Annotated in this window: 16 protein-coding genes and 1 pseudogene; 12 read left to right on the top strand and 5 right to left on the bottom strand. The window is 53.5% G+C overall.

Annotated features, from left to right (window positions below):
* Positions 1 to 117: 117 nt before the first annotated feature.
* From nagZ to IEV46_RS05480, 7 genes and pseudogenes are all read left to right on the top strand, one after another.
* Positions 118 to 1,833 (top strand): beta-N-acetylhexosaminidase, encoded by a 1,716-nt coding sequence (gene nagZ / locus IEV46_RS05510; RefSeq protein ID WP_188430744.1) that lies wholly within the window; start codon positions 118 to 120, stop codon positions 1,831 to 1,833.
* A 103-nt stretch (positions 1,834 to 1,936) separates the two neighbouring features.
* Positions 1,937 to 2,914 (top strand): SDR family NAD(P)-dependent oxidoreductase, encoded by a 978-nt coding sequence (locus tag IEV46_RS05505; RefSeq protein WP_188430742.1) that lies wholly within the window; start codon positions 1,937 to 1,939, stop codon positions 2,912 to 2,914.
* Positions 2,915 to 2,979: 65 nt separating this feature from the next.
* A complete protein-coding gene (gene lipM, locus IEV46_RS05500; protein ID WP_188430740.1) occupies positions 2,980 to 3,816 on the top strand; it encodes an octanoyltransferase LipM in 837 nt (278 codons plus the stop codon).
* A gap of 120 nt (positions 3,817 to 3,936) precedes the next feature.
* Positions 3,937 to 5,343, top strand: a complete 1,407-nt coding sequence (locus IEV46_RS05495) for a hypothetical protein (protein ID WP_188430738.1) — start codon at positions 3,937 to 3,939, stop codon at positions 5,341 to 5,343.
* Between the two features lie 106 nt (positions 5,344 to 5,449).
* Positions 5,450 to 7,708 (top strand): annotated as a pseudogene (locus IEV46_RS05490) (DEAD/DEAH box helicase).
* Positions 7,709 to 7,751: 43 nt separating this feature from the next.
* The gene (locus IEV46_RS05485; RefSeq protein WP_188430736.1) at positions 7,752 to 9,014 is read left to right on the top strand and encodes a ribonuclease H-like domain-containing protein; all 1,263 of its coding nucleotides are present in this window, start codon (positions 7,752 to 7,754) and stop codon (positions 9,012 to 9,014) included.
* A 177-nt stretch (positions 9,015 to 9,191) separates the two neighbouring features.
* Positions 9,192 to 10,991: a serine/threonine-protein kinase gene (locus IEV46_RS05480; RefSeq protein WP_188430734.1), complete on the top strand. Its 1,800-nt coding sequence runs from the start codon at positions 9,192 to 9,194 to the stop codon at positions 10,989 to 10,991.
* 72 nt (positions 10,992 to 11,063) lie between these two features.
* On the opposite strand, the gene dat is transcribed toward IEV46_RS05480, so the two are convergent.
* Entirely contained in the window at positions 11,064 to 11,912 is an 849-nt protein-coding gene (dat, locus tag IEV46_RS05475) for a D-amino-acid transaminase (RefSeq protein ID WP_188430732.1), read from the bottom strand.
* A gap of 224 nt (positions 11,913 to 12,136) precedes the next feature.
* On the opposite strand from dat, the gene IEV46_RS05470 reads away from it, so the two are divergent.
* The gene (locus tag IEV46_RS05470) at positions 12,137 to 15,520 is read left to right on the top strand and encodes a vitamin B12-dependent ribonucleotide reductase (RefSeq protein ID WP_308420282.1); all 3,384 of its coding nucleotides are present in this window, start codon (positions 12,137 to 12,139) and stop codon (positions 15,518 to 15,520) included.
* Between the two features lie 45 nt (positions 15,521 to 15,565).
* Here the strand turns inward: IEV46_RS05470 and IEV46_RS05465 are convergent, their stop codons facing one another.
* Positions 15,566 to 16,228 (bottom strand): SGNH/GDSL hydrolase family protein, encoded by a 663-nt coding sequence (locus tag IEV46_RS05465; protein ID WP_188430730.1) that lies wholly within the window; start codon positions 16,226 to 16,228, stop codon positions 15,566 to 15,568.
* Positions 16,229 to 16,382: 154 nt separating this feature from the next.
* On the opposite strand from IEV46_RS05465, the gene IEV46_RS05460 reads away from it, so the two are divergent.
* Complete coding sequence (locus tag IEV46_RS05460) at positions 16,383 to 17,123, top strand: metallophosphoesterase (protein WP_188430728.1); 741 nt, start codon at positions 16,383 to 16,385, stop codon at positions 17,121 to 17,123.
* Positions 17,124 to 17,165: 42 nt separating this feature from the next.
* Here the strand turns inward: IEV46_RS05460 and hutH are convergent, their stop codons facing one another.
* Positions 17,166 to 18,695 (bottom strand): histidine ammonia-lyase, encoded by a 1,530-nt coding sequence (hutH, locus tag IEV46_RS05455; RefSeq protein ID WP_188430726.1) that lies wholly within the window; start codon positions 18,693 to 18,695, stop codon positions 17,166 to 17,168.
* Positions 18,696 to 19,806: 1,111 nt separating this feature from the next.
* Here hutH and mntR point away from each other — a divergent pair.
* The 3 genes from mntR (at position 19,807) to IEV46_RS05440 (ending at position 21,731) form a co-directional block, all read left to right on the top strand.
* Positions 19,807 to 20,241 (top strand): transcriptional regulator MntR, encoded by a 435-nt coding sequence (gene mntR, locus IEV46_RS05450; protein WP_188430724.1) that lies wholly within the window; start codon positions 19,807 to 19,809, stop codon positions 20,239 to 20,241.
* A 94-nt stretch (positions 20,242 to 20,335) separates the two neighbouring features.
* Positions 20,336 to 21,292: a patatin-like phospholipase family protein gene (locus IEV46_RS05445; RefSeq protein ID WP_229735916.1), complete on the top strand. Its 957-nt coding sequence runs from the start codon at positions 20,336 to 20,338 to the stop codon at positions 21,290 to 21,292.
* A gap of 13 nt (positions 21,293 to 21,305) precedes the next feature.
* Complete coding sequence (locus tag IEV46_RS05440) at positions 21,306 to 21,731, top strand: protease complex subunit PrcB family protein (protein ID WP_188430722.1); 426 nt, start codon at positions 21,306 to 21,308, stop codon at positions 21,729 to 21,731.
* 105 nt (positions 21,732 to 21,836) lie between these two features.
* Here IEV46_RS05440 and IEV46_RS05435 read toward each other — a convergent pair whose 3' ends face one another.
* The gene (locus tag IEV46_RS05435) at positions 21,837 to 22,127 is read right to left on the bottom strand and encodes a hypothetical protein (protein ID WP_188430720.1); all 291 of its coding nucleotides are present in this window, start codon (positions 22,125 to 22,127) and stop codon (positions 21,837 to 21,839) included.
* Between the two features lie 38 nt (positions 22,128 to 22,165).
* The gene (locus tag IEV46_RS05430; RefSeq protein ID WP_188430718.1) at positions 22,166 to 23,110 is read right to left on the bottom strand and encodes a DUF1385 domain-containing protein; all 945 of its coding nucleotides are present in this window, start codon (positions 23,108 to 23,110) and stop codon (positions 22,166 to 22,168) included.
* Positions 23,111 to 23,277 lie beyond the last annotated feature (167 nt).

The following is a 23,277-nucleotide window of genomic DNA, read 5'->3' as shown; positions in this document are numbered from 1 at the left end:
ATCCAGGGAATCAACCTGTTCGACATAATCACCGAAAATACCACTCTTTCGAAAGGTTCGAACTATAAATAGAATAATAGATGAGAGAGAAGGATTCCAGTGAAGGGAGAAATAACGATGAAAAGACATCGCTTGATTGCGGTCTTGTTGTCAGTGTTACTGGCGGTAACCTGGGTGGGATTACCGGTGAAGGCCGATCCGGGGAAGAAGGCGCAGGGAATCGGTCAATGGTTAAAACGGATGACTCTGGAAGAGAAAGTGGGACAGATGATGATGGTCGGATTCTACGGCTCGGATCCGACCTCCGACATCCGGCGCCTGATTGAGGAGAGTCATACGGGAAGTGTGATTCTGTTCGCCTATTCGGATAATATACAGACGCCTGACCAGACAGCCCGATTGAACAACGGTCTGCAGGAGATCGCCTCCGGCACCCGTCTCGGGATTCCTCTGATCATCGCGACGGATCAGGAAGGGGGCGTGGTGGCGAGGATGACCGAGGGTGCGACGGAACTTCCGGGAAATATGGCTCTGGGAGCGGGCCGGGACCCGGAGGGTTCTTACCGGGCGGCGCAACTGACTGCGAAAGAGCTGCGGGCGGTGGGGATCCAGATGAATCTGGCACCTGTGCTGGATGTCAACGTCAATCCGGAGAACCCGGTGATCGGGGTGCGTTCCTATGGTGAATCTCCCCGATTGGTATCCAAGTTGGGAGCGGCAGCCATACGTGGATCTCAAAAAAACGGGGTGATTGCCACTGCCAAGCATTTCCCTGGACACGGGGACACTGATGTGGATTCCCATCTGGGCCTGCCGGTCATCGACAAATCCCGGGCCGAGCTGGAAAAAACAGAGTTCGTCCCCTTCCGGCGGGCGATCCGGGAGGGGATCGATGCGATCATGACCGCCCATATCCACATCCCGGCTCTGGATGACACCCCCGAATTGCCGGCCACGCTCTCCAAACCGATCCTGACAGGCCTGTTGCGGAAAGAGATGGGTTTTCAGGGTCTCATCATCACCGATTCCATGACGATGTCCGGAGTGGCTGATTATTTCGGCGGGGTTCCAGAAGCGGCGGTGAAGGCAGTGGATGCCGGCGCGGACATCATCCTGCTGACTCCTTCCCTCTCGGCTCAGGAACAGATCGAAGTCTTTGAGGCGATTGTGAACGCAGTTCGATCCGGTGAGATTTCAGAAAAGAGAATCGACCGGTCCGTCCACCGGATTTTGCAGAAGAAAAAGAAATACCACCTGTTTGATGAGCGCATGGTGGATGTGGATCAGCTACCGAAGCGGGTGGGGACTCCCGAACACCGGGAAATCGCCCGGGATTTGGCGGATCGTTCCATCACCCTTGTAAAAAATGAGCAGGATTTACTCCCTTTGAAATTGAAGAAGGGACAGAGATTGGGGATCATCAGTCCGTATTCTCTCCGGGACCGGGTGGCCGCTTACCATGCCGATACTTCTGAAGTTCTTATGAAGGCCAACCCGACAGATGATCAGATCCGGCAAGCGGTGGAGATGGCGAAAAAACAGGATGTGCTCCTGGTGGGAACCACCTCTTCCCATCTCAATCCGCAACAGGTGAAGTTGGTGAAAGCCCTGAGGGAGTTGGACAAGCCGCTGGTGGTCATTGCATTTCGCAACCCCTACGACATCAAGGATTATTCCGATGTGGATGCCTATATGACTGCCTATGGCTTCAACTCCGTCTCCCTGGATGCGGTGGTGGACACCCTGTTTGGAGTGAACCCGCCTCGGGGAAAATTGCCGGTGACCATTCCAGGGATGTATGAATATGGGTGGGGGCTTGACTACAGAAAATGACGGCTTCCTCCCACTGACGGAAGAAACCCAAGCGGGTTTCTTCCTGGTTTTGGGGTAAGTTTGAGGTGGGAGATCAAAGAAAACAAGAATCGGGGTGCATATCATGCGTGTGCTGGTGACGGGAGGAACAGGGTTTCTGGGGAGAAATTTGGTGCGCCGGTTGCTGGAACGGGGAGACGAGGTGACCATTCTGTACAGACGGGAAGGCAAGCGGGAGCGGCTGCCGGAGGAGATCCGAAGGGAGGTGCGCTTTCTCAAGGGAGATGTGCTGGAGCCGGATTCACTGACAGGTTGCACCCGGGGGATGGAGTGGGTGTTTCATGCCGCCGGGACTGTAGCCTGGGGGAGGGCCTTGCGGAAAAGCATGGGGGAGAGCCATGTTCAGGGAACGAAAAATATGGTGGTGGAAGTGATTCGGGGTGATGTGAACCGGTTGATTCAGACGAGTTCCGCGGCAGCGGTGGGATTTTCGGAAACGGGAGAACCGGTGGATGAAACCTTTCCTTTCAACGGAGACCAGTTGAACAATGGATATGCCATGGCCAAATGGCAGGCGGAACGCATCGTGCTGAAAGAGACGGAAGCCGGGAGGCTGCCGGGAGTGGTGGTCAATCCGAGCATCATTTTGGGGGAGGGTCGCCCGGGATTTGTCCGGAAAGTGGCCCAGGGGAAATTGCAGTTCGCACCGGCAGGGGGTGTCAACCTCTGCGATGTGGTGGATGTGGTGAAAGGGCACCTGGCAGCGGCGGAGAGAGGGAGGATCGGGGAACGTTACCTCCTGGGTGGAGCCAATCTTTCCTTGACAGAGGCTTTTCAAATGATTGCCGATGCCGCCGGTATGAACCGGAGGATTCGGACTCTCCCCCGATGGGTGGCGACGGGGGTTGCAGCAACGGGGGAGGTGTACGGATATCTGAAAAAGAAAGAAGCCCCCTTGGCCTGGGATCTGGTCCGATTGATAAATGGGGCCGTCTATTATGACTCTTCCAAAGCGGAACGGGAGTTGGGCTACCGTTGGAGACCTTTGGAGAAAACCATCGCCGACAGTGTGAAATGGATGAGGGAGCATGGCCACCTCTGATCCGGTTTGTGGAAATGGGACAGAAGCGGTAAAATGGTTTCGTATCTGAAAGGTAGGTGATGGGGATGACGGCAGATACTTGGCGTCTTCTACATACAGGAAACCGTTCCAGCGCGGAAAACATGGCGATCGACGAGGCAGTTCTGATCGCCGTCAGCGAAGGGGAGTCACCGCCCACCCTCCGTTTCTACGGGTGGGATCCTGCGACACTGTCCATCGGTTATTTTCAAAAGGTGAAGAAGGAAGTGAATCGGGATCGGATCCGTGCCAACGGGTTGGGCTTTGTGCGCCGCCCCACGGGAGGACGGGCGGTTCTCCATGACCGGGAAGTCACCTACAGTGTCATCCTGAGTGAGGATTACCCGGGCATGCCTACTTCCGTCACCGATTCCTACCGGGTGATCAGCACCGGGCTTCTGGAAGGGTTCCGGGAGCTGGGTTTGCAGGCAGAGATGGTCCCTTTGGAAACAGAGGAGGAGAAGGTCCAATATGCGTCTTTGGGTTCGGCGGCCTGTTTTGACTCACCTTCCAACTATGAACTGGTGGTGGAAGGGAGAAAAGTGGCGGGAAGTGCCCAGACCCGACAACGGGGTGTGATTTTGCAACACGGTTCCATTTTGTTGGATCTGGATGTGGACCTGCTTTTTGATGTGCTCCGGTTTCCTTCAGAAAGGGTGAAGGAGCGGGTGAAGCGGGGCTTTCTCAACAAGGCGGTGGCTATCAATCAATTGCGGCAACACCCGGTTTCCTTTGATGAAGCGGTGCTGGCGATGACCCGGGGGTTTGAAAAGGGATTGCAGATCCGGCTGGAGCCCGGAGAATTAACCCCGCGGGAACAAGAGTTGGCACAGCAGTTGGTATCATCCCGGTATGGGCGGGATGAGTGGAATTTTAAAAAATGATGATTCTTCCAAGCCCCCTCCGGTCTACGGTGGGGGCCTTTTGTTTCAGGAAATCACGCCTTACATGTCTTTCCCATATGATGAACGACCATTCCCATCGGGAAAAGGAAGGTGCCGGAAATGGGGCTGTCTGTGGCACACGGAATCTATGCTTTGGTGACCCTGGTCGTGATTGGGACGATGCTGTTCCGTCGTGGAGTGATCTTGCCCGCATGGATCGGAACCTGGCTGGTCGCCTGGCTTTGGAAAGGTCATCTGGTGACCGGTTTCCAGGCTGTTTTTAACGCCAATCTGGTGGCAGCACGGGAATTATTCAGCATCTTTTTGATCATTGCCCTCATGGTGGCACTGTTACGTTCTCTGGAAGATCTGGGTGCCGACCGGTTGATGGTGGCACCGGTGCAACGGATGATGGTGAACGGTCATCTCTCCTACTTCATACTGGCGGGAGGGACCTACATTTTGTCCCTGTTTTTTTGGCCGACTCCGGCCGTCCCCCTGATCGGAGCCTTGTTGCTTCCGCCGGCAATCCGGGCAGGACTTCCGGCCATCGGCGGGGCGGTAGCGATCTCCTTGGCCGGTCAGGGGATGGCTCTCTCATCGGATTACGTGATGCAGGTGGCTCCCATGTTGAGCGCTAAGGCCGCAGGGGTGAGTCCGGCGGCTGTGGCGGAGCGGGCCTGGTTTCTCTCATGGATCACCGGCTTGGTCGCTCTCGGGTGGGCTTATCTTTCCTTGCGAAAGCAGATGGGGAAGAGAGATCCGGCGCTGGGGATGAAGCCCAAATTCCAGAAGAATGGAAAGGAATTCTCCTTGCGTGAGAAGGGTTTAACCGTCTGGGGACGGGTCTTTGCGATGGTGGTGCCATTGTCGTTGTTGAGTGTCATAGTCTATATGGTCACCTCCCAATCGGGTGGTCACTCCGTGGCGGGTTTGGGAGGGGCAGCCCTGATCGGGGGAGTGGCGGCGATTCTCTTGACCGCGTCCACCGTCGCCTATGCGCGGGTTCAAGCATTGGACCGGGTCAATGATCACTTGGTGGAAGGTTTTTTGTTCGCCTTTCGCACCATGGGACCGGTGGTTCCCATCGCTGGCTTCTTCTTCCTGGGGAGCGGGGATTTTTCCGGAGAGATCCTGTCTGCAGGGAGGGATGCTCCCTCCTTCCTGTTTGATCTCGTCCGGGCGGGGCAGGACTTGGTTCCCGAAAACGGGGTCCTGACCGCATTTGGAATCTTGGTGGTTGGCATGATCACAGGTCTGGACGGTTCCGGTTTTTCCGGACTGCCCTTGACCGGGGGGCTTTCCGGGGCGTTGGCCGTCCCTTCGGGAATGGATCCCGTCACCTTAGCTGTCGTGGGTCAGATGGGCAGTGTCTGGACCGGAGGAGGTACGATGATCGCCTGGTCATCCTTGATGGCGGTGGCGGGATTTGCCGGCGTATCGGTGACGGAGTTGGTCCGAAGGAATTTTATCCCTGTCCTGGCAGGTCTAATCCTGTCCACTCTGGCGGCTGTGTGGATGTGGTGAAAACAGGCAGACATCCCCGGTTCTGGAATGTTCGTGTCATGAGAGTTTTTTCAGTCTTGTGCCCGAACGTGCTTTCGGGTATCCTCCGAATAGGGAGGAGAATTGGATGAATGCCAAGATGCTGATTGAACAGATGAAAAATCGGAGGCAGATTCGGAACAAAGTGACCCGCTGGGAGACGATTCCGGCAACACCGGCGCAATATGCCGATTTTCCCGAAGAGTTGCATACGGATTTAAAGGAGGTTCTTCGGCAGCGGGGAATTGAAAGGTTGTACACTCACCAGGCGACGGCAGTGAAAGCTTGTCTGGAGGGAAAACACGTGGTCACCATCACCCCGACCGCGTCGGGGAAGACGCTGTGCTATAATTTGCCGGTTTTGCACCGGATCCTGGAAGATTCGTAGGCCCGGGCCTTGTACATCTTTCCGACAAAAGCCTTGGCCTATGATCAGATGAAGGAATTAAATACCATGATTGAAGCGTTGGATCGCGGGATCAAAGGGTATACCTATGACGGGGACACTCCTCCCGCCGCCCGGCAAATGATTCGCCGGGCGGGACATCTGGTGGTGACCAATCCTGATATGTTGCACCAGGCGGTTCTGCCACATCATACCAAGTGGGTGAAGCTGTTTGAAAACCTTCGCTGTATCGTGATTGATGAACTTCACGCTTACCGGGGAGTGTTCGGAAGTCATTTTGCCAATGTGCTTCGCCGGCTGAAGCGGATTTGCCGCCATTATGGTTCCGATCCGCAGTTTATCATGTCCTCGGCCACCATTGCCAATCCCTTGGAGTTCGCCGAGAAATTAGTGGGCGAGCCGGTCCGGATCGTGGATAACAACGGAGCACCCAGTGGCGAGAAGCATTTTGTTTTTTTCAATCCGCCCGTGGCCAACCCCGCCCTCGGAATCCGGCGGAGCAGTCTGTTGGAGGCGAAAACCCTGGCGGAAGAATTGATTCAAAACGGTGTGCAGACGATTGTGTTCGCTCGTTCCCGGGTGCGGGTGGAGGTACTTCTCACCTATTTGCAAAGAGCCCTGCCAGGCAAGGTGCGGGGTTACCGTGGCGGGTATCTTCCCATTCAGCGTCGAAAGATTGAAGAGGGTCTCCGTAAGGGGGAGATTCGGGGAGTCGTCAGCACCAATGCCTTGGAATTGGGAATCGATATCGGAGAGTTGGAAGCTTGTGTCATCTGCGGATATCCGGGGACCATCGCCAGCACTTGGCAGCAAGCAGGGCGGGCGGGACGCCGTCAGAGAGCCTCAGTCACTTTTTTGGTGGCTTCGAGCAATCCGCTGGACCAATATGTGATTGAACACCCGGAGTATTTTTTGAAACGAACACCGGAGCATGCTCTCATCCAGCCGGATAACCTGGTGATTTTGGTCAATCACATCAAGTGTGCCGCCTATGAGCTTCCTTTTGAAGAAGGAGATGAATTCGGTGTCGCCACGGAAGAGGTGTTGGATTTCCTGGTGGAGGAGCGGATTCTGCACCGGTCGGGAGGACGTTGGTATTGGATGGATCAATCCTTTCCCGCCAAAGAGATCAGTCTCCGTTCCGCCGCCCAAGAGAACTTCGTCATCATCGACATCAGCGAGACGGGACATCACCGTGTTCTGGGGGAAGTGGACCGGTTCAGCGCACCAACCCTGATTCATGAAGAAGCGATCTATCTTCATGAAGGGATTCAGTATCAGGTGGAAAAATTGGACTATGAAGAGAAAAAGGCCTTTGTACGAAAGGTGGATGTCGATTATTACACTGATGCTAATCTGGCAGTTCAACTCCGGGTGTTGGAGATGGAGCGGACAGAGATGGATGGTCCCAACCGGGAAAGGACGATGGGGGAAGTGACGGTGAACGCGCTGGCGACCCTTTTTAAAAAGATCAAGTTCGGAACCCATGAGAATATCGGCAGTGGTCCGATCCACCTTCCGGAAGAGGAGATGCACACCACCGCTTACTGGATGACGGCTGGGGAGGAGATCGCCTCCCGGCTTGGCCGGGAGGATCTGCAATCGGGGTTGGTGGGACTCAGCAACGTCCTCTCCCAATTGGCTCCCCTCTATCTGATGTGTGACCCCCGGGATTTGGGGGTGGTTACTCAAGTGAAAGCGACCCTCACCGGAAAACCGACGATTTTTCTGTATGATAAATATCCCGGGGGTGTGGGGCTCAGTGAGAAACTTTTTGAACTGCACCGGGAGCTGCTCCATACCTCCCGGGAACACATCCATCGTTGTCCCTGTGAAGAAGGGTGTCCATCCTGCACCGGACCCGAAGAGGAAATCGGGAGAAAGGGAAAGGCATTAACCCTTACTCTTTTGAATTCTCTCCTGGAGGAGTGGGAGAGCTGAAATAGTTTTCCAGGCATCGCTTTTTCGCCCGGTTGAGGATACAATGAGAACATCAGAGCGAATGAAAAGCGGAGTGATGGTGATGTCCCTGAGAGACCGATTGCGAATGCACTTTCAAGCTCAAAAAAAGCCGACCCCGGCGTCGGAGTCTCCTGCTGGAGGAGCGGAGACTCCCCTCCCAGGTTTTATTTGTCGGGAAAAGGAAAAGGGTGCCTATCTATACCGCCGCAAGGTTTATCCTTTGGAGAAGCGAATGGGCCTATATTCCCTCGGGGAGCTGCGGGGAAGCCCGTTGGGCGCGTCTCCATTGTGGCCCGAGGGGGTCGAGGAGAGAGCAGTTGAAGACCTGCTCTTTTTTGATACCGAAACAACGGGGCTCGGGACAGGAGCCGGAAACCTGATTTTTTTATATGGCATCGGATACTACCGGGAGGATTCTTTTATTGTGGAGCACTTCTTTTTGCCCCGGGTGGAGGGCGAACCGGCGTTGCTGGAAGATTTTCTGGAGCTGGTCTCCTCTTTTCCTGTGGTGGTTTCTTATAATGGCAAAGCTTTTGACTGGAATCAGTTAAAAACGAGGACCACTGTTCACCGCCTGCCCTGGGTGGAGGAAAAGGTTCACTGTGATCTTTTGTATCCCAGCCGTCGGTTGTGGAGGGAACAACTTCCCTCTTGCCGGTTGCAAGAGGTGGAAGCGGCCCGACTGGGCGTGAAGCGTTTGAACGATGTTCCGGGGCAATTGGCCCCGACACTTTATTTCGATTACTTGAAGGGAGGGGATCCGGCTAAAATGGATGGGGTTTTCCGTCATAACGAACAGGATGTCCTTTCTCTCGTCTCATTGTGGATCCATCTCAACTATCTGAGTATTGGAAAGATTCAGCCCACTCATCCCGCTGAGTCGTTGGCTTTGGGAAATTGGTGGCGGGAGCGGGATCCGGAGCGGGCTCTTGCTAGATTTTCACAGATCCACACCCGGCCGGATCTGCCCCTTCGTTACAGAAGGGAAGCCTTTCGGGGAGCCTCCTCACTGTTGAAGGGGAAGGGGGAATGGGAAGCGGCCCTGCAGCTGTGGATGACGTGGATGGAAGAAGACCGGCTCAACCCGGAGCCTTGTGTGGAGTTGTCCAAGCTCTTTGAGCACCGGACAGGGGAGGTGAACCGGGCGTATCGGATGGCACAGGAAGCGAAGGGACGCTTGTTGAAACGGAAGCGGAGGGGACAGGGGAACTGCGGGAGAGAGTTGGATGCTTTGAATCACCGTCTCCGCCGGTTGGAGGAAAAACGCATACATTGTCTGTTTTAGTTTTAAGCGTTGTCGGGCTTTCACGTTCTGTGTCATAATAGGTTTAGGGTATACATCGGGTGAATCCATACCGGAATCCCGTGGTATAAAGGAACGAGTCATTGCGCCCGGTGGTAAATCCCGCGGTGCCTTCGCTCGTGAAAAAATTTTAGCACTTTTGTTTGGGAGGAACGATCTATGAGCTCCACGGGTAATGCGAATGGCCGGTATTATGAGCACTATCAGGTGGAAGACGTTTTGACGTTTTTCTCCGGCCAGCTGATCTCGGCCAAATCGCCGGACGGGATGCAGGTTCTTCTCCAGGAGATTTCTCTCAAGGATCCATTACCTCCGGGTTTGGAAAAAATGTTGATCAACCTTGAGAACGTGCATTTGGCACCGATTTTGGATGTCATCGAGGAGCCGGACCGGATCGTCTTGGTCCATCCTCCGTTGACCGGTGAACCCCTTTCGCTGATGATCCGGCCGCGACAGGGGATGGAGCCGGCCCAAGCTCTTTCGGTTTATCGTCAATTGTTACGGACAACGGTTCGGTTGTCCAAACTGCCGATCCCCCTCTATACCACATTGGATCCGCGGAATATCATCATGGAGGGATCCCGGCCTTTTGTGTTGTTTGTCAGTTTTGAAAAATTGTCCAAAATGAAGGACGATGTGAAATGGCGGTTTCTTCTTCATTTTTTGCTTACGGGTTTTCAATTGGACAGGTGTCCTGAGGAGCCCGAATCGGAACGAAGTATCCGTGAACTCCCCAAACCGATGAAAGATCTGGTGTTGAAAACGATGGACCCGGAACAATCCATGGAACAGGTGTTGGAGGCGGCTGAAAAAACAGTGCCTCCGAAAGCGAACAAGCCTTCTTCAAAGAAAAGACCGGTTTCCGCCCGTAAGTGGGTTTATCCGGGGATAGCCGTGGTATTGCTGACGGCCGGTGTGATCGCAGGAAATGAGTTGATCAATAACAACGGTGCTGCGGCGGATGAAGAAAATGCGGAGAAACAGTTGAGCATCAAAGGAAAGGGTACATACTCCGATGTTTCTTTCGCGAAGGATAAGCCGACGACACAAACTTTGCCCCCCTCCATAGACACCTCTTTCCGACTGACGGGCGAGCTTTCCCAGAAGGATCACAAGCCCTTCTCGTTGGCGGTGGTTTCCGAGAATGTGGAGTCGGACTTCGGCGTTCGAGTCACTCGCAACGGCAAAGTGAACCTGTTTCAGTATGTGAATGGAGAGACCTTTGACTTGGTTCATCCAAGGGATCGATTCTCGATCCAACCTGACAAAAAGTATGAGCTGGAAGTGATTTATCTGCCGGGCCAACCTTTCCGGGTCTCCCTTACGGAAAAGGGAACCGACCAAAAATGGGTGGCAGTGGGGCAGGTACCGATGGATTCCGTGTTCAAGGTGGAGATGAAAGGGGAGAAAGGGACCCGGTTTGCCAATCCCGAAATTTCCAGGATCGACTCGGAAACTGAATCCCTTTCCGGCTGGATGGAAGGACAGCCTTGGTTGTTGGTCGACGGTAACGGGATTTTATATCAGGACCGGTTTGAAGTGGGGCCTGATGCACGGGTTCATGTGAATCAAGAACAGTCCTCCTTTTTCTTTAAGCGCAAGGAGGACTTTGAAGGGGATCCCCTTCGGTTGGAGATGGAAAGTGTCACTGGAGAGCGTTATACTCTCTCCTGGATGAAAAACGGACTGATCGAACTTTCCCGGATCGGCTATGAAACAGAAAAATTGGGAACCGGTTATCTGGGGACGAAGTGGGACCCCGCAAAAGACTCCGGGGTTTCCATCGCCAGTGATTCCAGCGAGTTTTCCGTTGAGTTAACCCATCAGAATGTCAAGCGGAAGATTGAGACTCATCCGACCAAACCGGTTTCCCTCCGCAGGATCTCTGTCGTCACAAAATCGGAGATCACTTTGATGAGGGACAAATCCGATTCCTTGGAAATTGGAAATCATAGTTGAATCATCCTTTAAAACAGAAACGCCCTGCCTGTGTGGACGGGGCGTTTTCCTGTGCAGGGCAACCGGCGACGATCAGCTACCGGAGGCGGAATGGGAAATTCGCTTTTCAAAGGCAGTTTGCAACTGGCGGGTCAGTGGACCGGGAGAGCCGCTTCCCACCTTGCGGCCGTCGATGGATATGATGGGTGTGATCTCCATGGTGGTGGAGGAGATCAACACCTCATCGGCACGGAAGAGTTCTTCTACGGAGAAGGCTCTCTCCGTCACGGGAATCCCCAGCTCTTTCGCTAATTCTATGACCACGTCCCGGGTGATTCCCCGGAGGATGAAATGGTCGGCGGGGTGGGTGGCGAGACGTCCATCTTTGACGATGAAGACATTGGTGGAGCTTCCTTCGGTCACTTGACCATCCCGGTGCAGAATGGCTTCCTGACAACCGCTATCCACCGCCTTCTGTTTGGCGAGGACAGCTCCCAGCAGGTTGAGGGACTTGATATCACAACGGAGCCAGCGCAGATCCGGTTCCGTGATCGCACGGACACCTTGTCGGAGGGTCTCAAGAGGACGGGGGGCCTCCGTTGTATAAGCTATCACCTTGGAACGGGCCTGTTCAGGGAAGGAATGGTTTCGGGGGGCGGTTCCCCGACTCGCCTGCAGATAGATGGTTCCTTCTCGGAGCCGGTTTTGTTTGACCAGCTCTTCCAACAGAGTGTCCAGCCGTTCCAGGGTGAAGGGGAGATTAAGCCGGATTTCATTGGCACTTCGCTCCAGACGGCTCAGGTGCTGAGCCTTGCAAAACATGTTTCCGCCATAGACACGGATCACCTCATAGACGCCGTCCCCGAACTGATACCCCCGATCTTCAATATCCACGTGCGCCCGGTTTCGGGGGATCAGTTGTTCATCGAACAGAATTACCATATTATCTTCCTCCCATGTGTTCAGAGGGTTAGCACCAGTGTGACTGATCAGCGACAAAATGACAAGCATTACCTTCTCAAAATCAAAAAAGGCAAACCCGAAAAAAGGGGATCAGGAATCAAGAGGTCACCGGAGTCCTCTTTATCTTCCCGCGACGGGTTCTATCGATGAAATTCAGATTTTATTCTATATATAGTAGTGGTATAATAACATAGAACCTACATATTGCGATTTTTCATCATACGAATGATACATCAAGGAAGTCGCAGAAGAGGGGGAGATGGAGTTTGAAGATCCAACGATATTTCACCCGCAATGGTGACGATCCCTTCGAGAGCGTCGAGTATGTGAAACGGGATTGCCGCATCACCAATCCCGACGGCTCGGTCGTTTTTGAAATGAAAGGGGCGGAAGTTCCGAAACAATGGTCCCAAGTGGCCGCGGATATCATGATCTCAAAGTATTTTCGGAAGGCGGGGGTTCCCCAGACCGATAAAAACGGGACTCCGATCTTGGATGAAAATGGGGAGCCGGTCACCGGTCCCGAGCGGAGTGTCCGCCAGGTGATTCACCGGCTCGCCGGTTGCTGGCGCGAGTGGGGGGAGAACAACGGGTACTTCGACACTAAAGAGGACGCCCAGGCTTTTTATGATGAGCTGGTTTATATGCTGCTCCATCAGATGGCCGCTCCCAATTCACCCCAATGGTTCAACACCGGGCTGGCCTATGCCTACGGGATTACGGGTAAAGCCCAAGGACACTACTATGTTGATCCGGAGACGGAGGAGCTGCACCGGGGGAAAGATGCGTATAGCCGCCCCCAACCCCACGCCTGCTTTATCCAATCAGTGGAAGATGATCTGGTGAACGAGGGGGGAATCATGGACCTCTGGGTGCGGGAAGCCCGTCTCTTTAAATATGGAAGTGGGACAGGCACCAACTTTTCCAATATCCGTGGGAAGGGGGAACCCCTCTCCGGAGGCGGGACGTCTTCGGGACTGCTCTCTTTTCTGAAGATCGGCGACCGGGCCGCCGGTGCCATCAAATCCGGAGGGACCACTCGTCGTGCCGCGAAGATGGTCACCCTGGATCTGGATCATCCCGATGTGGAAGAGTTTATCAACTGGAAGTCCAACGAAGAGAAAAAGGTGCGGGCCCTGATTGAAGCGGGCTACGACTCTTCCTTCAACGGGGAAGCCTACGAGACCATCTCCGGGCAAAATTCCAACAACTCAGTCCGTGTCCCCAATGAATTTTTCCGGGCACTGGAAGAGGATGGGGGATGGAATCTGATCCGCCGGACAGATGGGAAAGTGAGCAAGACGGTGCCAGCCAGGGATCTCTGGCGGCAAATCTCGGAGGCGGCCTGGGAGTGTGCTGATCCGGGTCTCCAATATGACGGGACGATCAATGAATGGCATACTTCACCCGCCGGCATGGATGGTCAGTTGGGAGCCCGCCACAATCGGATCAATGCGTCCAACCCCTGCTCTGAATATATGTTCCTGGACAATACGGCCTGTAACCTGGCATCCTTGAATTTGCTGAAATTCTATGATGTGGAAAAGACCCGGTTCGATATTCCGGCGTTGAAGCATGCTTCCCGTCTCTGGACGGTGGTGCTGGAGATCTCCGTGTTGATGGCACAGTACCCCTCCAAGGAGATCGCCCGACTCTCCTATGAGTATCGGACACTGGGATTGGGTTATGCCAATATCGGCACGGTCTTGATGGTATCGGGAATTCCCTATGACTCCGACGAAGCTTTGGCGATCACAGGGGCGGTGACAGCGATCATGACCGGAACCGCCTATGCCACATCAGCGGAGATGGCCCGCGAACTCGGGCCGTTCAAGGCTTTTCCCCTCAACCGGGAGCATATGCTCCGTGTGATCCGCAATCACCGCCGGGCAGCCTACAATGTGGCCGATGACGAGTATGAAGGCCTGACCGTACCGCCGATGGGAATCCATCCCACCCACTGTCCGCCGGATCTGTTGGAGGCGGCGCGATTGAGCTGGGATGAAGCCCTGGAACTGGGAGAGAAGTATGGCTATCGCAATGCCCAGGCGACGTTGCTGGCTCCAACGGGCACCATTGGTCTGCTGATGGACTGTGACACTACGGGAGTGGAACCCGATTTTGCCCTGGTCAAATTTAAAAAGCTGGCCGGTGGCGGATATTTCAAGATCGCCAATCAATCCATCCGGCCGGCTCTGAAGAACTTGGGTTACACTGAAGAGGAGATTCGGGACATTCTGACCTATGTTACCGGAACCCTCCGCCTGACCGATGCACCCCATATCAATCGGAGGACATTAAAAGAAAAAGGGTTGACCGATGCGGAGTTGGACCGGGTGGAGGAGGCTTTGCCCACTGTTTTTGAACTCTCCTTCGCCTTCAACCTCTGGACGTTGGGGGAAGAATGCATCAAACGGTTGGGCTTTGAACCGGAGGAAGTTCAATCTCCCGATTTCAATTTCTTGCAGGCGATCGGATTTACACGTGCTCAAATCGAGGAAGCCAATGATACGGTTTGCGGGATGATGACCACGGAAGGGGCGCCCCATCTGAGGGAAGAGCATTATCCGGTCTTCGATACCGCTAATCCCTGCGGCAAGCACGGAAAACGGTTTATCCATTACATGGGTCATTTGCGGATGATGGCTGCGGCTCAGCCTTTCCTGTCCGGAGCGATCTCTAAGACGATCAATATGCCCGGGGATTCCACAGTGGAAGATATTCAGCATGCTTACCATGAAGGGTGGAGACTGGGGCTAAAAGCAGTGGCCCTGTATCGTGACGGTTCCAAAAGTTCCCAGCCTCTGAACTCCCGCGGGGATGATCAAGGAGATGGAGAGGAAGCGGAGACGAATTCCAAACTCCGGACGGAGACGTCAGAATCCCTGGCCGCGACCGCTTCCAGTCTGAAAGAAGTATATGCGAAAGGGCACGTTCCCAGCGTACGGCGCCGCCTGCCCAAAAAGCGCGGAGGAATCACTCAGGAAGCCCGGGTGGCGGGTCATAAAATCTTTGTCCGCACCGGTGAATATGAAGATGGTTCCCTGGGTGAGATCTTTATCGACATGCACAAAGCCGGAAGCACCATGCGCGGTATGTTGGATGCTTTTGCCGTGGCCGTCTCTCTGGGACTGCAACATGGGGTTCCTTTGGAAAAGTACATTAACTCCATGACTTTCACCCGGTTTGAACCGGCGGGGACCGTCAACCATCCCAACATCAAAATGGCTACCTCCGTCATCGATTATGTGTTCCGCCTTCTCGGGATGGAATACCTGGGACGGACTGATTTTGTTCAGCTTCCCCCAAAACAGGAAGAACTTCGAATCTACGCGAACCGATGGAAACGGGAGCAGGTGGAGATCGAAGAGAAAGAGGAAAGAGCTGCTACGCCGGTGCATGCCGGCACCGAGTTGGAACAAGCTTTCAAGGAAGTCACCGGAAGTCGGGAAGCATCTCAGGACAACCTGGAGGCGATCCGCGCCTCCAGCGGTGCCCCGCTCTGCGTTGAGTGTGGCGGGATGACCAAGAGAAACGGTTCCTGCTATGTGTGTTTGGATTGTGGATCCACCACCGGCTGTTCCTGAATGTGACAAAGAAGTCCCGCATCACTGTGATGCGGGGCGTTTTTTTCAGGAATTGATCACTCCCCACAGGGTATTGGCAATCACTTCATGTCCCCTCCTGTTGGGATGGACGGGTCGACGGCCGATCAGAGGGATATCAGAGATCGTTCCATTTTGGTAACCGTGAATCAGTTCCGCCTCTCTCCCCAGAAAGATCGAATGGATATCCACCATGGGAACCGTCCAACGATTGCACACTCCGGCGAGTACTTGATTGAATTCTTCAACCCATCGGCGGGCAAACCCCGAATTGGGAAAAGGATTATAAAGGTTGCAAACGAGAAACGGACGGGAACGGACCTGATGGACTCGGGTAAAGATTTGATCCATCGTGTGCAGGTATTGAGTCAAAGCCCGCTCATAAAGGTGAGGGGATGTGGACATCATGCCCTTGATATATGCAAAGATCAGATCGTTACCGCCGATCCACAAGGTTAATAGGTCCGCACGGCCAACAGCCCACAAAAGACGCGGAGAGTGGCGGAGCCGAAGCAGAAGCCGTCGGCTGGTCCATCCTTTTCGGCCCGTGTTACGGAGGCGGAAGGAGGGGTGTTCCCTACGGAGTCGGTATGCCAGCAAGTTGACGTAGCCGAATTTGTGTGGAGCGGAATAACCTTCTGTAATGGAATCTCCCAAAGCTGTGTAGAGGAACCTTTTGGAAGGCGTCAACAGCGTCCCCCTTCGTCTATTGATCATAGTTATATTTATTCAAGGGAAAAGGGGGAAGGAAGGGCGTATTCCTTTGGGGGGGCACCTTTCTCATGATATAATGTGTTCGTTCCGCGATGGATCAGTGGATGACAGAAAAGGATGTGATCCAATCTTGGGCATTTATGCGATCAGTGATCTCCATCTCTCTTTTAACAAAGCGGTGGGTCTGTACGATATCAATTTTGAACAGGACATCGATAAACCGATGGATAAATTTGGGTGGACTCGACATTACGAGCAGATTCGGGATCATTGGTTGGAAGTTGTTGGCCCTGAGGATACGGTGTTGATCCCCGGGGATATCAGTTGGGCACTCAAATTGGACCAAGCACGCTATGATTTTGAGTGGATCCATGCGTTGCCGGGAAAAAAAGTTCTCTCACCGGGTAACCATTGTTATTACGCCCAGAGTAAAAGAAAGGTGCGGAAGACTCTCCCTCCAGGAATGGAGTGGGTGGACGCCGATTATACCTTGGTGGAAGAGTATGCGGTGGCGGGCACCCGGGGATGGAATCTGCCAGGGGATTCCGTATGGGATGAGGGGACAGACCGGAAGATTTATGACAGACAAGTGGGTCGCCTGCGGCTGGCGCTGGAGTCTGCGGTGAAAGAACATCCGGACAAAGAGAGAATCGCCATGCTTCATTTTCCCCCAGTGACTGCCCGGGTGAACACATCCGACTTTATGGAACTGCTCAAGGAGTATGAGGTAAAAGTCTGTATTTACGGTCACCTTCACGGGCGTGCCCACCGCGATGCGGTGGAAGGAATGGTGGAAGGTGTGCGACTGAAGCTGGTTTCTTGTGACTATCTGAATTACAAACCGGTCCCCCTGCCTTTAGAAGAAGAATAGAACACCCACCCCCTTCTGTTGAACAGAGTGGGGTGGGTCTTTTTAGTCCAGATTTGATTGAAGGTGTTTTCTCACTGTTTCATCCAAGCGACCGTTTCGGATCAATCCAGCGGCTTTTTCCACATCGGTGTGTCCCACCCGGTCGTCGGTCAAAGGGGGGACCTGCTCCCGGAGCAGCCGATAGGCCGCCTCTGTCCCTGTGCCAAGCTGGCCTTCCCCGTATTCCAGCGCTTGGGCGGCACACAGGTATTCCACCGCCAATGTTCGGGTCACATTTTGGATGACGGTGCGCAGTTTGCGGGCGGCGATGGAGCCCATGCTGACATGATCCTCCTGATTGGCGGAGGACGGGATGGAATCGACGGATGCCGGATGACAAAGGGTTTTGTTTTCCGAGACGAGGGAAGCCGCCAGGTACTGAAGAATCATATAACCTGAATGAAGTCCTCCGTTACGGGTCAAAAAGGCAGGCAATCCGCTCAGTTGCGGGTTGACCAGTCGTTCCGTCCTCCGCTCGGAGATACTGCCCAGTTCTGCCACGGCGATCGCTAAAAAATCCGCCGCCAACGCGAGAGGTTGTCCGTGAAAATTGCCCCCGGAAATCACCTCCCCTTCCTCAGGAAATAACAGAGGATTGTCAGTGGCGGCATTCAGTTCCCGCACCACCACTTGTTGCACATAGTGATAGGCATCCAGTGAGGCACCGTGCACCTGAGGGATGCAGCGGAGACTGTATGCATCTTGAACCCGTTTTTCACCGGGGCGGGTGGTTCGTTGACTGCCGGACAGAAGCTGTCTCAATCTCAGGGCGGTTTCGGTTTGTCCCAGTTGTCCCCTCGCTTCATGGAGAAGGGGATGAAAGGCATGGGGGATGCCGCCGAGGGCTTCCAGAGTCATGGCGGCGATCACATCCGCTGCCAGCAGCAGTCGGTGGGTATCCAGGATGGACAAGGCCGCCAGACTGGTCATCATCTGGGTACCGTTAATCAAGGCCAACCCCTCTTTGGCTTCCAATCGGACCGGGGGGATTCCGACCTGTTCCAGTGCGGTGGCCGCATCCATCCGTCGGCCATGGTGGATTACCTCTCCTTCCCCCAGGAGAGACAGGGACATGTGAGCGAGAGGGGCGAGGTCGCCACTGGCTCCGAGAGACCCCTGGGAAGGGATCACGGGATGAATTTTGTTATTCAGAAGCTGGATCAGGGTTTCTACTGTGACCGGCCGGATTCCCGAATATCCTTTGGCCAAGGCATTGGCCCGAAGAAGCATCATCCCCCGAACTGTCTCTTCATCCAGGGGATTCCCTGCCCCACAGGCGTGACTTCGAATCAGATTCATCTGCAGTTCCGTCGATTGGGAGCGGTCGATCAGGGTATCACTGAATTTCCCGAAGCCGGTGGTGATGCCATATACAGTCCGACCGTCCCGAACCAGGGATTCCACTGTGGACCGGGAGCGGTTCATCTTCTCAACAGCGCTTTCGGACAGAGAGACCGGAGCACCCCAACGGACCACTTGTTCAAATTCCTCCAGGGTGAGATCTTCTCCATTTAGAGTGATGGTGCTAGACATATCACTTTCCTCCTTTAGTTGAAAAAAGCCCAAGCAAAAAGGGAACCGGGACAGGCCCGATTCCCCTTTTTGCTGGGAGGGATAAACTGGCGAACTTGAATAAGCATCTTGTTTTTTTACCGGAAACTACCGGCCTGTGAACCTGAATCCATTTGTACATGGTATTCCTCCAGGTGGTCCCGGTTTCCTGAGTGAGCTGAAAATAGGCTGTCTCCACGGGATGTTCATGGGACGCGGCTGAAGCCGTCGGATTCTTGGGTAATTCTCCAAGCCAACCAGGGCTTGTATGATAAAAATCATTGCTAGAAGCGTTGTAAATGAGTTACACACATCAAAGTGAATGACCAGACACACCTTAAGCGAGCCCTACAGCTAGTTGCCATGATCCAAGCGGAAATGAACGGTTGGTTTCGGATTTCATATCCAACCATGAAGGTACGCATGGCATTTTGCATGCAAGCAAATTGGCTTGCACAACCCCATATGTTTTCCACTAGTTTAACCAAGGACCGCTTGTTTGTAAAGATCAGGGCTGCTGATAACCAAAACCAGGCATTGGAAAGGGAGGCGTTACCTGTCTCAATGAGACTGGAGGCGAATCGCACCTGCTAAGACTTGTGTTCCGTGGGTGTAACTGCCGCATGGCAGCCACCGAACGACGTTCGTTTCATCCTAACCCATGAAGACTGTTTTTCTTAACTTACACACTTGAAAAAGGGCGACTTTCAAAGTGGGCTGTCATCATGGCGGGGAGATGGATTTGGTTGGTTGCCAATCCGATTCGTCGCGTATCTGCTGGATTGGAGAATGGAGGATGAACCCCCTTTTGGAATCCGGAACCTCAAACAGAGGATATCAGTCGGCATGAGATGCCAGCTACTTTTCAAGGAGCGGATTGTCCCGTGAAAGATTAGAACATTAGTTTGCAAACTTTTTTGCCAACCGATACAATGGGGTGAAGGAATTTGAGGTGCATCAGTCGAAGGGTTCACTACATATTCCCATCATGGGATTACCATGTCATGTATAATAGTATGGACAGATTATATGAACCCAGTCGGAACTGAGGGAGATTGTACCGATTCGGGATGACCTGGACAGGAGGAGTTTTATGCCGACGCCAAGTATGGAGGATTACTTGGAAGTGATCTATAAACTGATTGAAGAAAAGGGGTATGCCAGAGTTTCGGATATTGCCGAAGCACTGGAGGTGCACCCTTCTTCGGTTACCAAAATGGTGCAAAAACTGGATCAGAACCAGTATCTGATTTATGAGAAATACCGGGGTTTGGTTTTGACACCGAAAGGAAAAAAAATCGGCAAAAGACTGTTGGACCGTCACACACTTCTAGAAGAGTTTTTGCGGATCATCGGTGTGGATGAAAGCCGAATATATGATGATGTGGAGGGGATAGAACACCATCTCAGTTGGGATTCCATCAACAACATTGAATACCTGGTGGAATATTTCCAAAAGAATCCGGAGCGGGTAAAGGAATTGAAGGCTTTTAAACAGGCATATGAACTGGAAGAGATTGACTCATGAAGAGCCCTGTGGTGATCCATGGGGTTTTTTTGTTCCTTGAGCGGCATAAACATGATATGGGGCAGCCCGACTGGCGGCCAATCCTTTCCGGGGGGTGATCCGGATTTTTGCCGATGCGGTGTTGGAAGGAGGAGGGGTCAAAGCTTTTGGGTTGGTGGGGGCTTTAAGTGTGGCTGAAGAAAAAGGATATAAATGGAAACGACTGGCCGGAACCTCCGCCGGGTCTCTGGTCGCCGCCTTGCTGGCGGCGGGCTACCGAAGCGGGGAATTATACCGGGAGCTGGAGGAGTATGATTTTACCACGCTTACGGCAACAGCGTGGTATCACCGACTTCCCTATATCGGCCCGAGTATTCGCTTATGGGTGAAAAAGGGATTATACTCCGGCCGCCCGTTGGAACGATGGGTCGGGGAAATGCTGGCCAGGAAAAATGTTTACACTTTCGCGGATCTAAAAGAACGGGAGCTGTCGATTATCGCCTCGGATATCAGCAGGGGAAATCTCTTGGTGCTCCCACAGGACTTGCAGGAATACGGGATTTCCCCCGAAAAATTGTCTGTTGCCCGGGCGGTTCTGATGAGCTGTTCCATCCCTTTCTTCTTCGATCCGGTTCGGGTGTTCCACAGACCTTCCAAAGAAACCAGTTATGTGGTGGACGGTGGAGTGCTCAGCAATTTTCCCGTCTGGCTATTCGATCAAAAAAATCCCAGGTGGCCCACCTTCGGATTTCGGTTTCTGTCGGAGGAAGCGGGGGGTCACCAGATCGAAGGTCCTATCTCTCTGTTACGGGCGATGTTTCTCACGATGATGGATGCCCACGACAACCGGCATATCAAGGAACAGGATCGGGTGAGGACGATTCAGGTGCCTACCCTGGGAGTTAAGATGACTGATTTCGACCTGGATAAAAAGAAGCGGAAGGGGATGTTCGACGCGGGAGTTGAAGCGGCGGAAAGTTTCTTTAAACGTTGGTCATTTAAACAATACCTTGCTCTCCGAGGATGTGAACAGGGCCTTTCCTGGAACCTTCATACTTCGAATTCCGGTTAAAGGGGGGTGAAAAATGGAGGGTGATGGAAAGCGGGCGGGGGAATTCTCCTATCGGGTCTTATCCATCAAAGAGCAGAAAAGGTTGCCGGGAAGCCTCCGCAATTGGCTGGAAGAAGTGAAACAGAGACGGGGGGTACATCTCTTTCGACACCGCGGGGATCTATATTTGATGATTTCAGCCGGGATGAAACCAAATCCGGGACATCGGTTGGAGTTGGTCGGCATTAAAAAAGATGGGGGGGAGCCCGGATTTCTCATTCGCGAAGTGGCTCCCGAACCAGGCAAGATGCATCCCCAGGTGATCACCTTTCCATGCTTGGTGATTCGCGTCAAAGGCCCCGTCCCAAGGGTTCTGAATACTTCAGGGGAAATTTTCACCCGAGGAGTGATGGAGGCCGATCACGAAATGAAGAAGACCATCGAATCACCGAAGGACTGAGGCAGCCCTTCGGTTTTTCGTTGCAAGGGCTTGTCCCAAAATAAAAAATGAAACCCGGAACGGGTTTCGGGTGTCCGGATTTCTCCGGATCAGGGCATCTTCGTTTTATGATGAACGGTTGCCATTTCCGTCGATGACGCGGAAGCGTCTTTTTTTCCGCTCCCGCGACTTTGATTTACTGGTGGAGGCCCTGGGTTTTCCCCAGGTAGGGGAGGCGGTTTGGGGATGGCTCAGCCGGATCAGCCACCGGGGCGGGCGCCGATACAGGTACCAAATCAGGATTGTCGCGGCGAGGACACCCAGAAAGAGGATTGTCTCGTTGATTAACATGGCGACCAATCCGATAGCGACAAGGGCCAGGATCACGCTGCGCCAAATTTTTGTTCTTGTGCTCAACACTGCGTTCTCTCCCTCACTTCATAAAACCCTTATGGTTAACTCGAGTGGACAAGACTGGATCGCTTCATCGGTTCCGCCGTTTCCTGATCCAGCTCATGCATCCGATTAAAAGCGGCGATGGCCACCTCGACCTGATTGTCTTCCGGTTGTCGCGTAGTCAATTTTTGAAGCCACAGACCGGGATAGCCAAGCCAGGTGAGCACCGGGACATCCCGGAGTGCGTTGGTGATCCGGAGCAGTTCATAGGAAAGGCCGATCACCACGGGAATCAGGAGTAAACGGGTGAGGATGCGATCCCAAACGTTATCGTATGAAAAGAAGGAATAAAGAATCACACCCACGATCACAGTCAAAATGATGAAACTGCTGCCACAGCGGTAGTGAAGTGTCGACTGTTTTTGAACGTTCTCCACTGTTAAGTCTTCCCCGGACTCGTAGGCATTAATCACTTTATGTTCCGCTCCGTGATATTGAAACAGGCGTTTGATGAGCGGTGTCTGGGAAATGGCCAAGAGGTATCCCAGCAGAAAAAGGGTCTTGATCGCACCTTCGATTAGATTTTGCAGAATCAGGTTGCTCACCAAACCGTCGAAAAGGATGCTGGCCAGAAATGCGGGAAAAGCTGTGAAAATCATTTTCCCGATTACGAGAGAGAGAACACCGACTACGGCGACGCCCAAGATCATTTCCAGCCGGGAGGCGGTTTTCTCCGGTTCTTCCCCGGGTTCCAGATCATATCGGTCTGCAGCGAATTGAAGATGTCGGGAGCCGGAGGCGCTGGCTTCCAACAAGGCGATCACTCCGCGAACCAGGGGGATTTTTTTCAACAGATCCAGGCCGGTTCGTTTTCTGCCGGTCTGTTCAAACATCTCGATCTCCCCGTTTTTCCTCCGGATGGCGGTTACCTGGGCATGTCGTCCTCCGAACATGACACCTTCCACCACCGCTTGACCACCGTATGCCACTGTTTCGGTTTCCATGAAAGCTCCACCTCCTGGTTGGATGGGTCCTTGGTTTGATGGACTGTTAAGATGTGGTTATACTATTGTAACACAATCTGTCCCTGCCCGCTGGGCTGTACGGATTGCAGGGATTGTCCTGTGGCCGTCTCCATCTTTTCCGGGATTTTGTGGTACAATGGCGAAGG

Origin of the sequence: Kroppenstedtia guangzhouensis, from assembly GCF_014637345.1 — a bacterium.
Taxonomy (GTDB): domain Bacteria; phylum Bacillota; class Bacilli; order Thermoactinomycetales; family DSM-45169; genus Kroppenstedtia; species Kroppenstedtia guangzhouensis.
Note: the sequence above shows the minus strand (reverse complement) of the source record. Positions and strands in the feature narration are given on the sequence as shown.

Excerpts from the sequence above, each read along its gene's own strand:
- IEV46_RS05485 (WP_188430736.1), top strand. The coding sequence starts at position 7,752 with ATGAGAACATCAGAGCGAATGAAAAGCGGAGTGATGGTGATGTCCCTG.
- mntR (WP_188430724.1), top strand. The coding sequence starts at position 19,807 with ATGCCGACGCCAAGTATGGAGGATTACTTGGAAGTGATCTATAAACTG.
- IEV46_RS05480 (WP_188430734.1), top strand. The coding sequence starts at position 9,192 with ATGAGCTCCACGGGTAATGCGAATGGCCGGTATTATGAGCACTATCAG.
- IEV46_RS05495 (WP_188430738.1), top strand. The coding sequence starts at position 3,937 with ATGGGGCTGTCTGTGGCACACGGAATCTATGCTTTGGTGACCCTGGTC.
- lipM (WP_188430740.1), top strand. The coding sequence starts at position 2,980 with ATGACGGCAGATACTTGGCGTCTTCTACATACAGGAAACCGTTCCAGC.
- IEV46_RS05430 (WP_188430718.1), bottom strand. The coding sequence starts at position 23,110 with ATGGAAACCGAAACAGTGGCATACGGTGGTCAAGCGGTGGTGGAAGGT.
- dat (WP_188430732.1), bottom strand. The coding sequence starts at position 11,912 with ATGGTAATTCTGTTCGATGAACAACTGATCCCCCGAAACCGGGCGCAC.
- hutH (WP_188430726.1), bottom strand. The coding sequence starts at position 18,695 with ATGTCTAGCACCATCACTCTAAATGGAGAAGATCTCACCCTGGAGGAA.
- IEV46_RS05440 (WP_188430722.1), top strand. The coding sequence starts at position 21,306 with ATGGAGGGTGATGGAAAGCGGGCGGGGGAATTCTCCTATCGGGTCTTA.
- IEV46_RS05505 (WP_188430742.1), top strand. The coding sequence starts at position 1,937 with ATGCGTGTGCTGGTGACGGGAGGAACAGGGTTTCTGGGGAGAAATTTG.
- nagZ (WP_188430744.1), top strand. The coding sequence starts at position 118 with ATGAAAAGACATCGCTTGATTGCGGTCTTGTTGTCAGTGTTACTGGCG.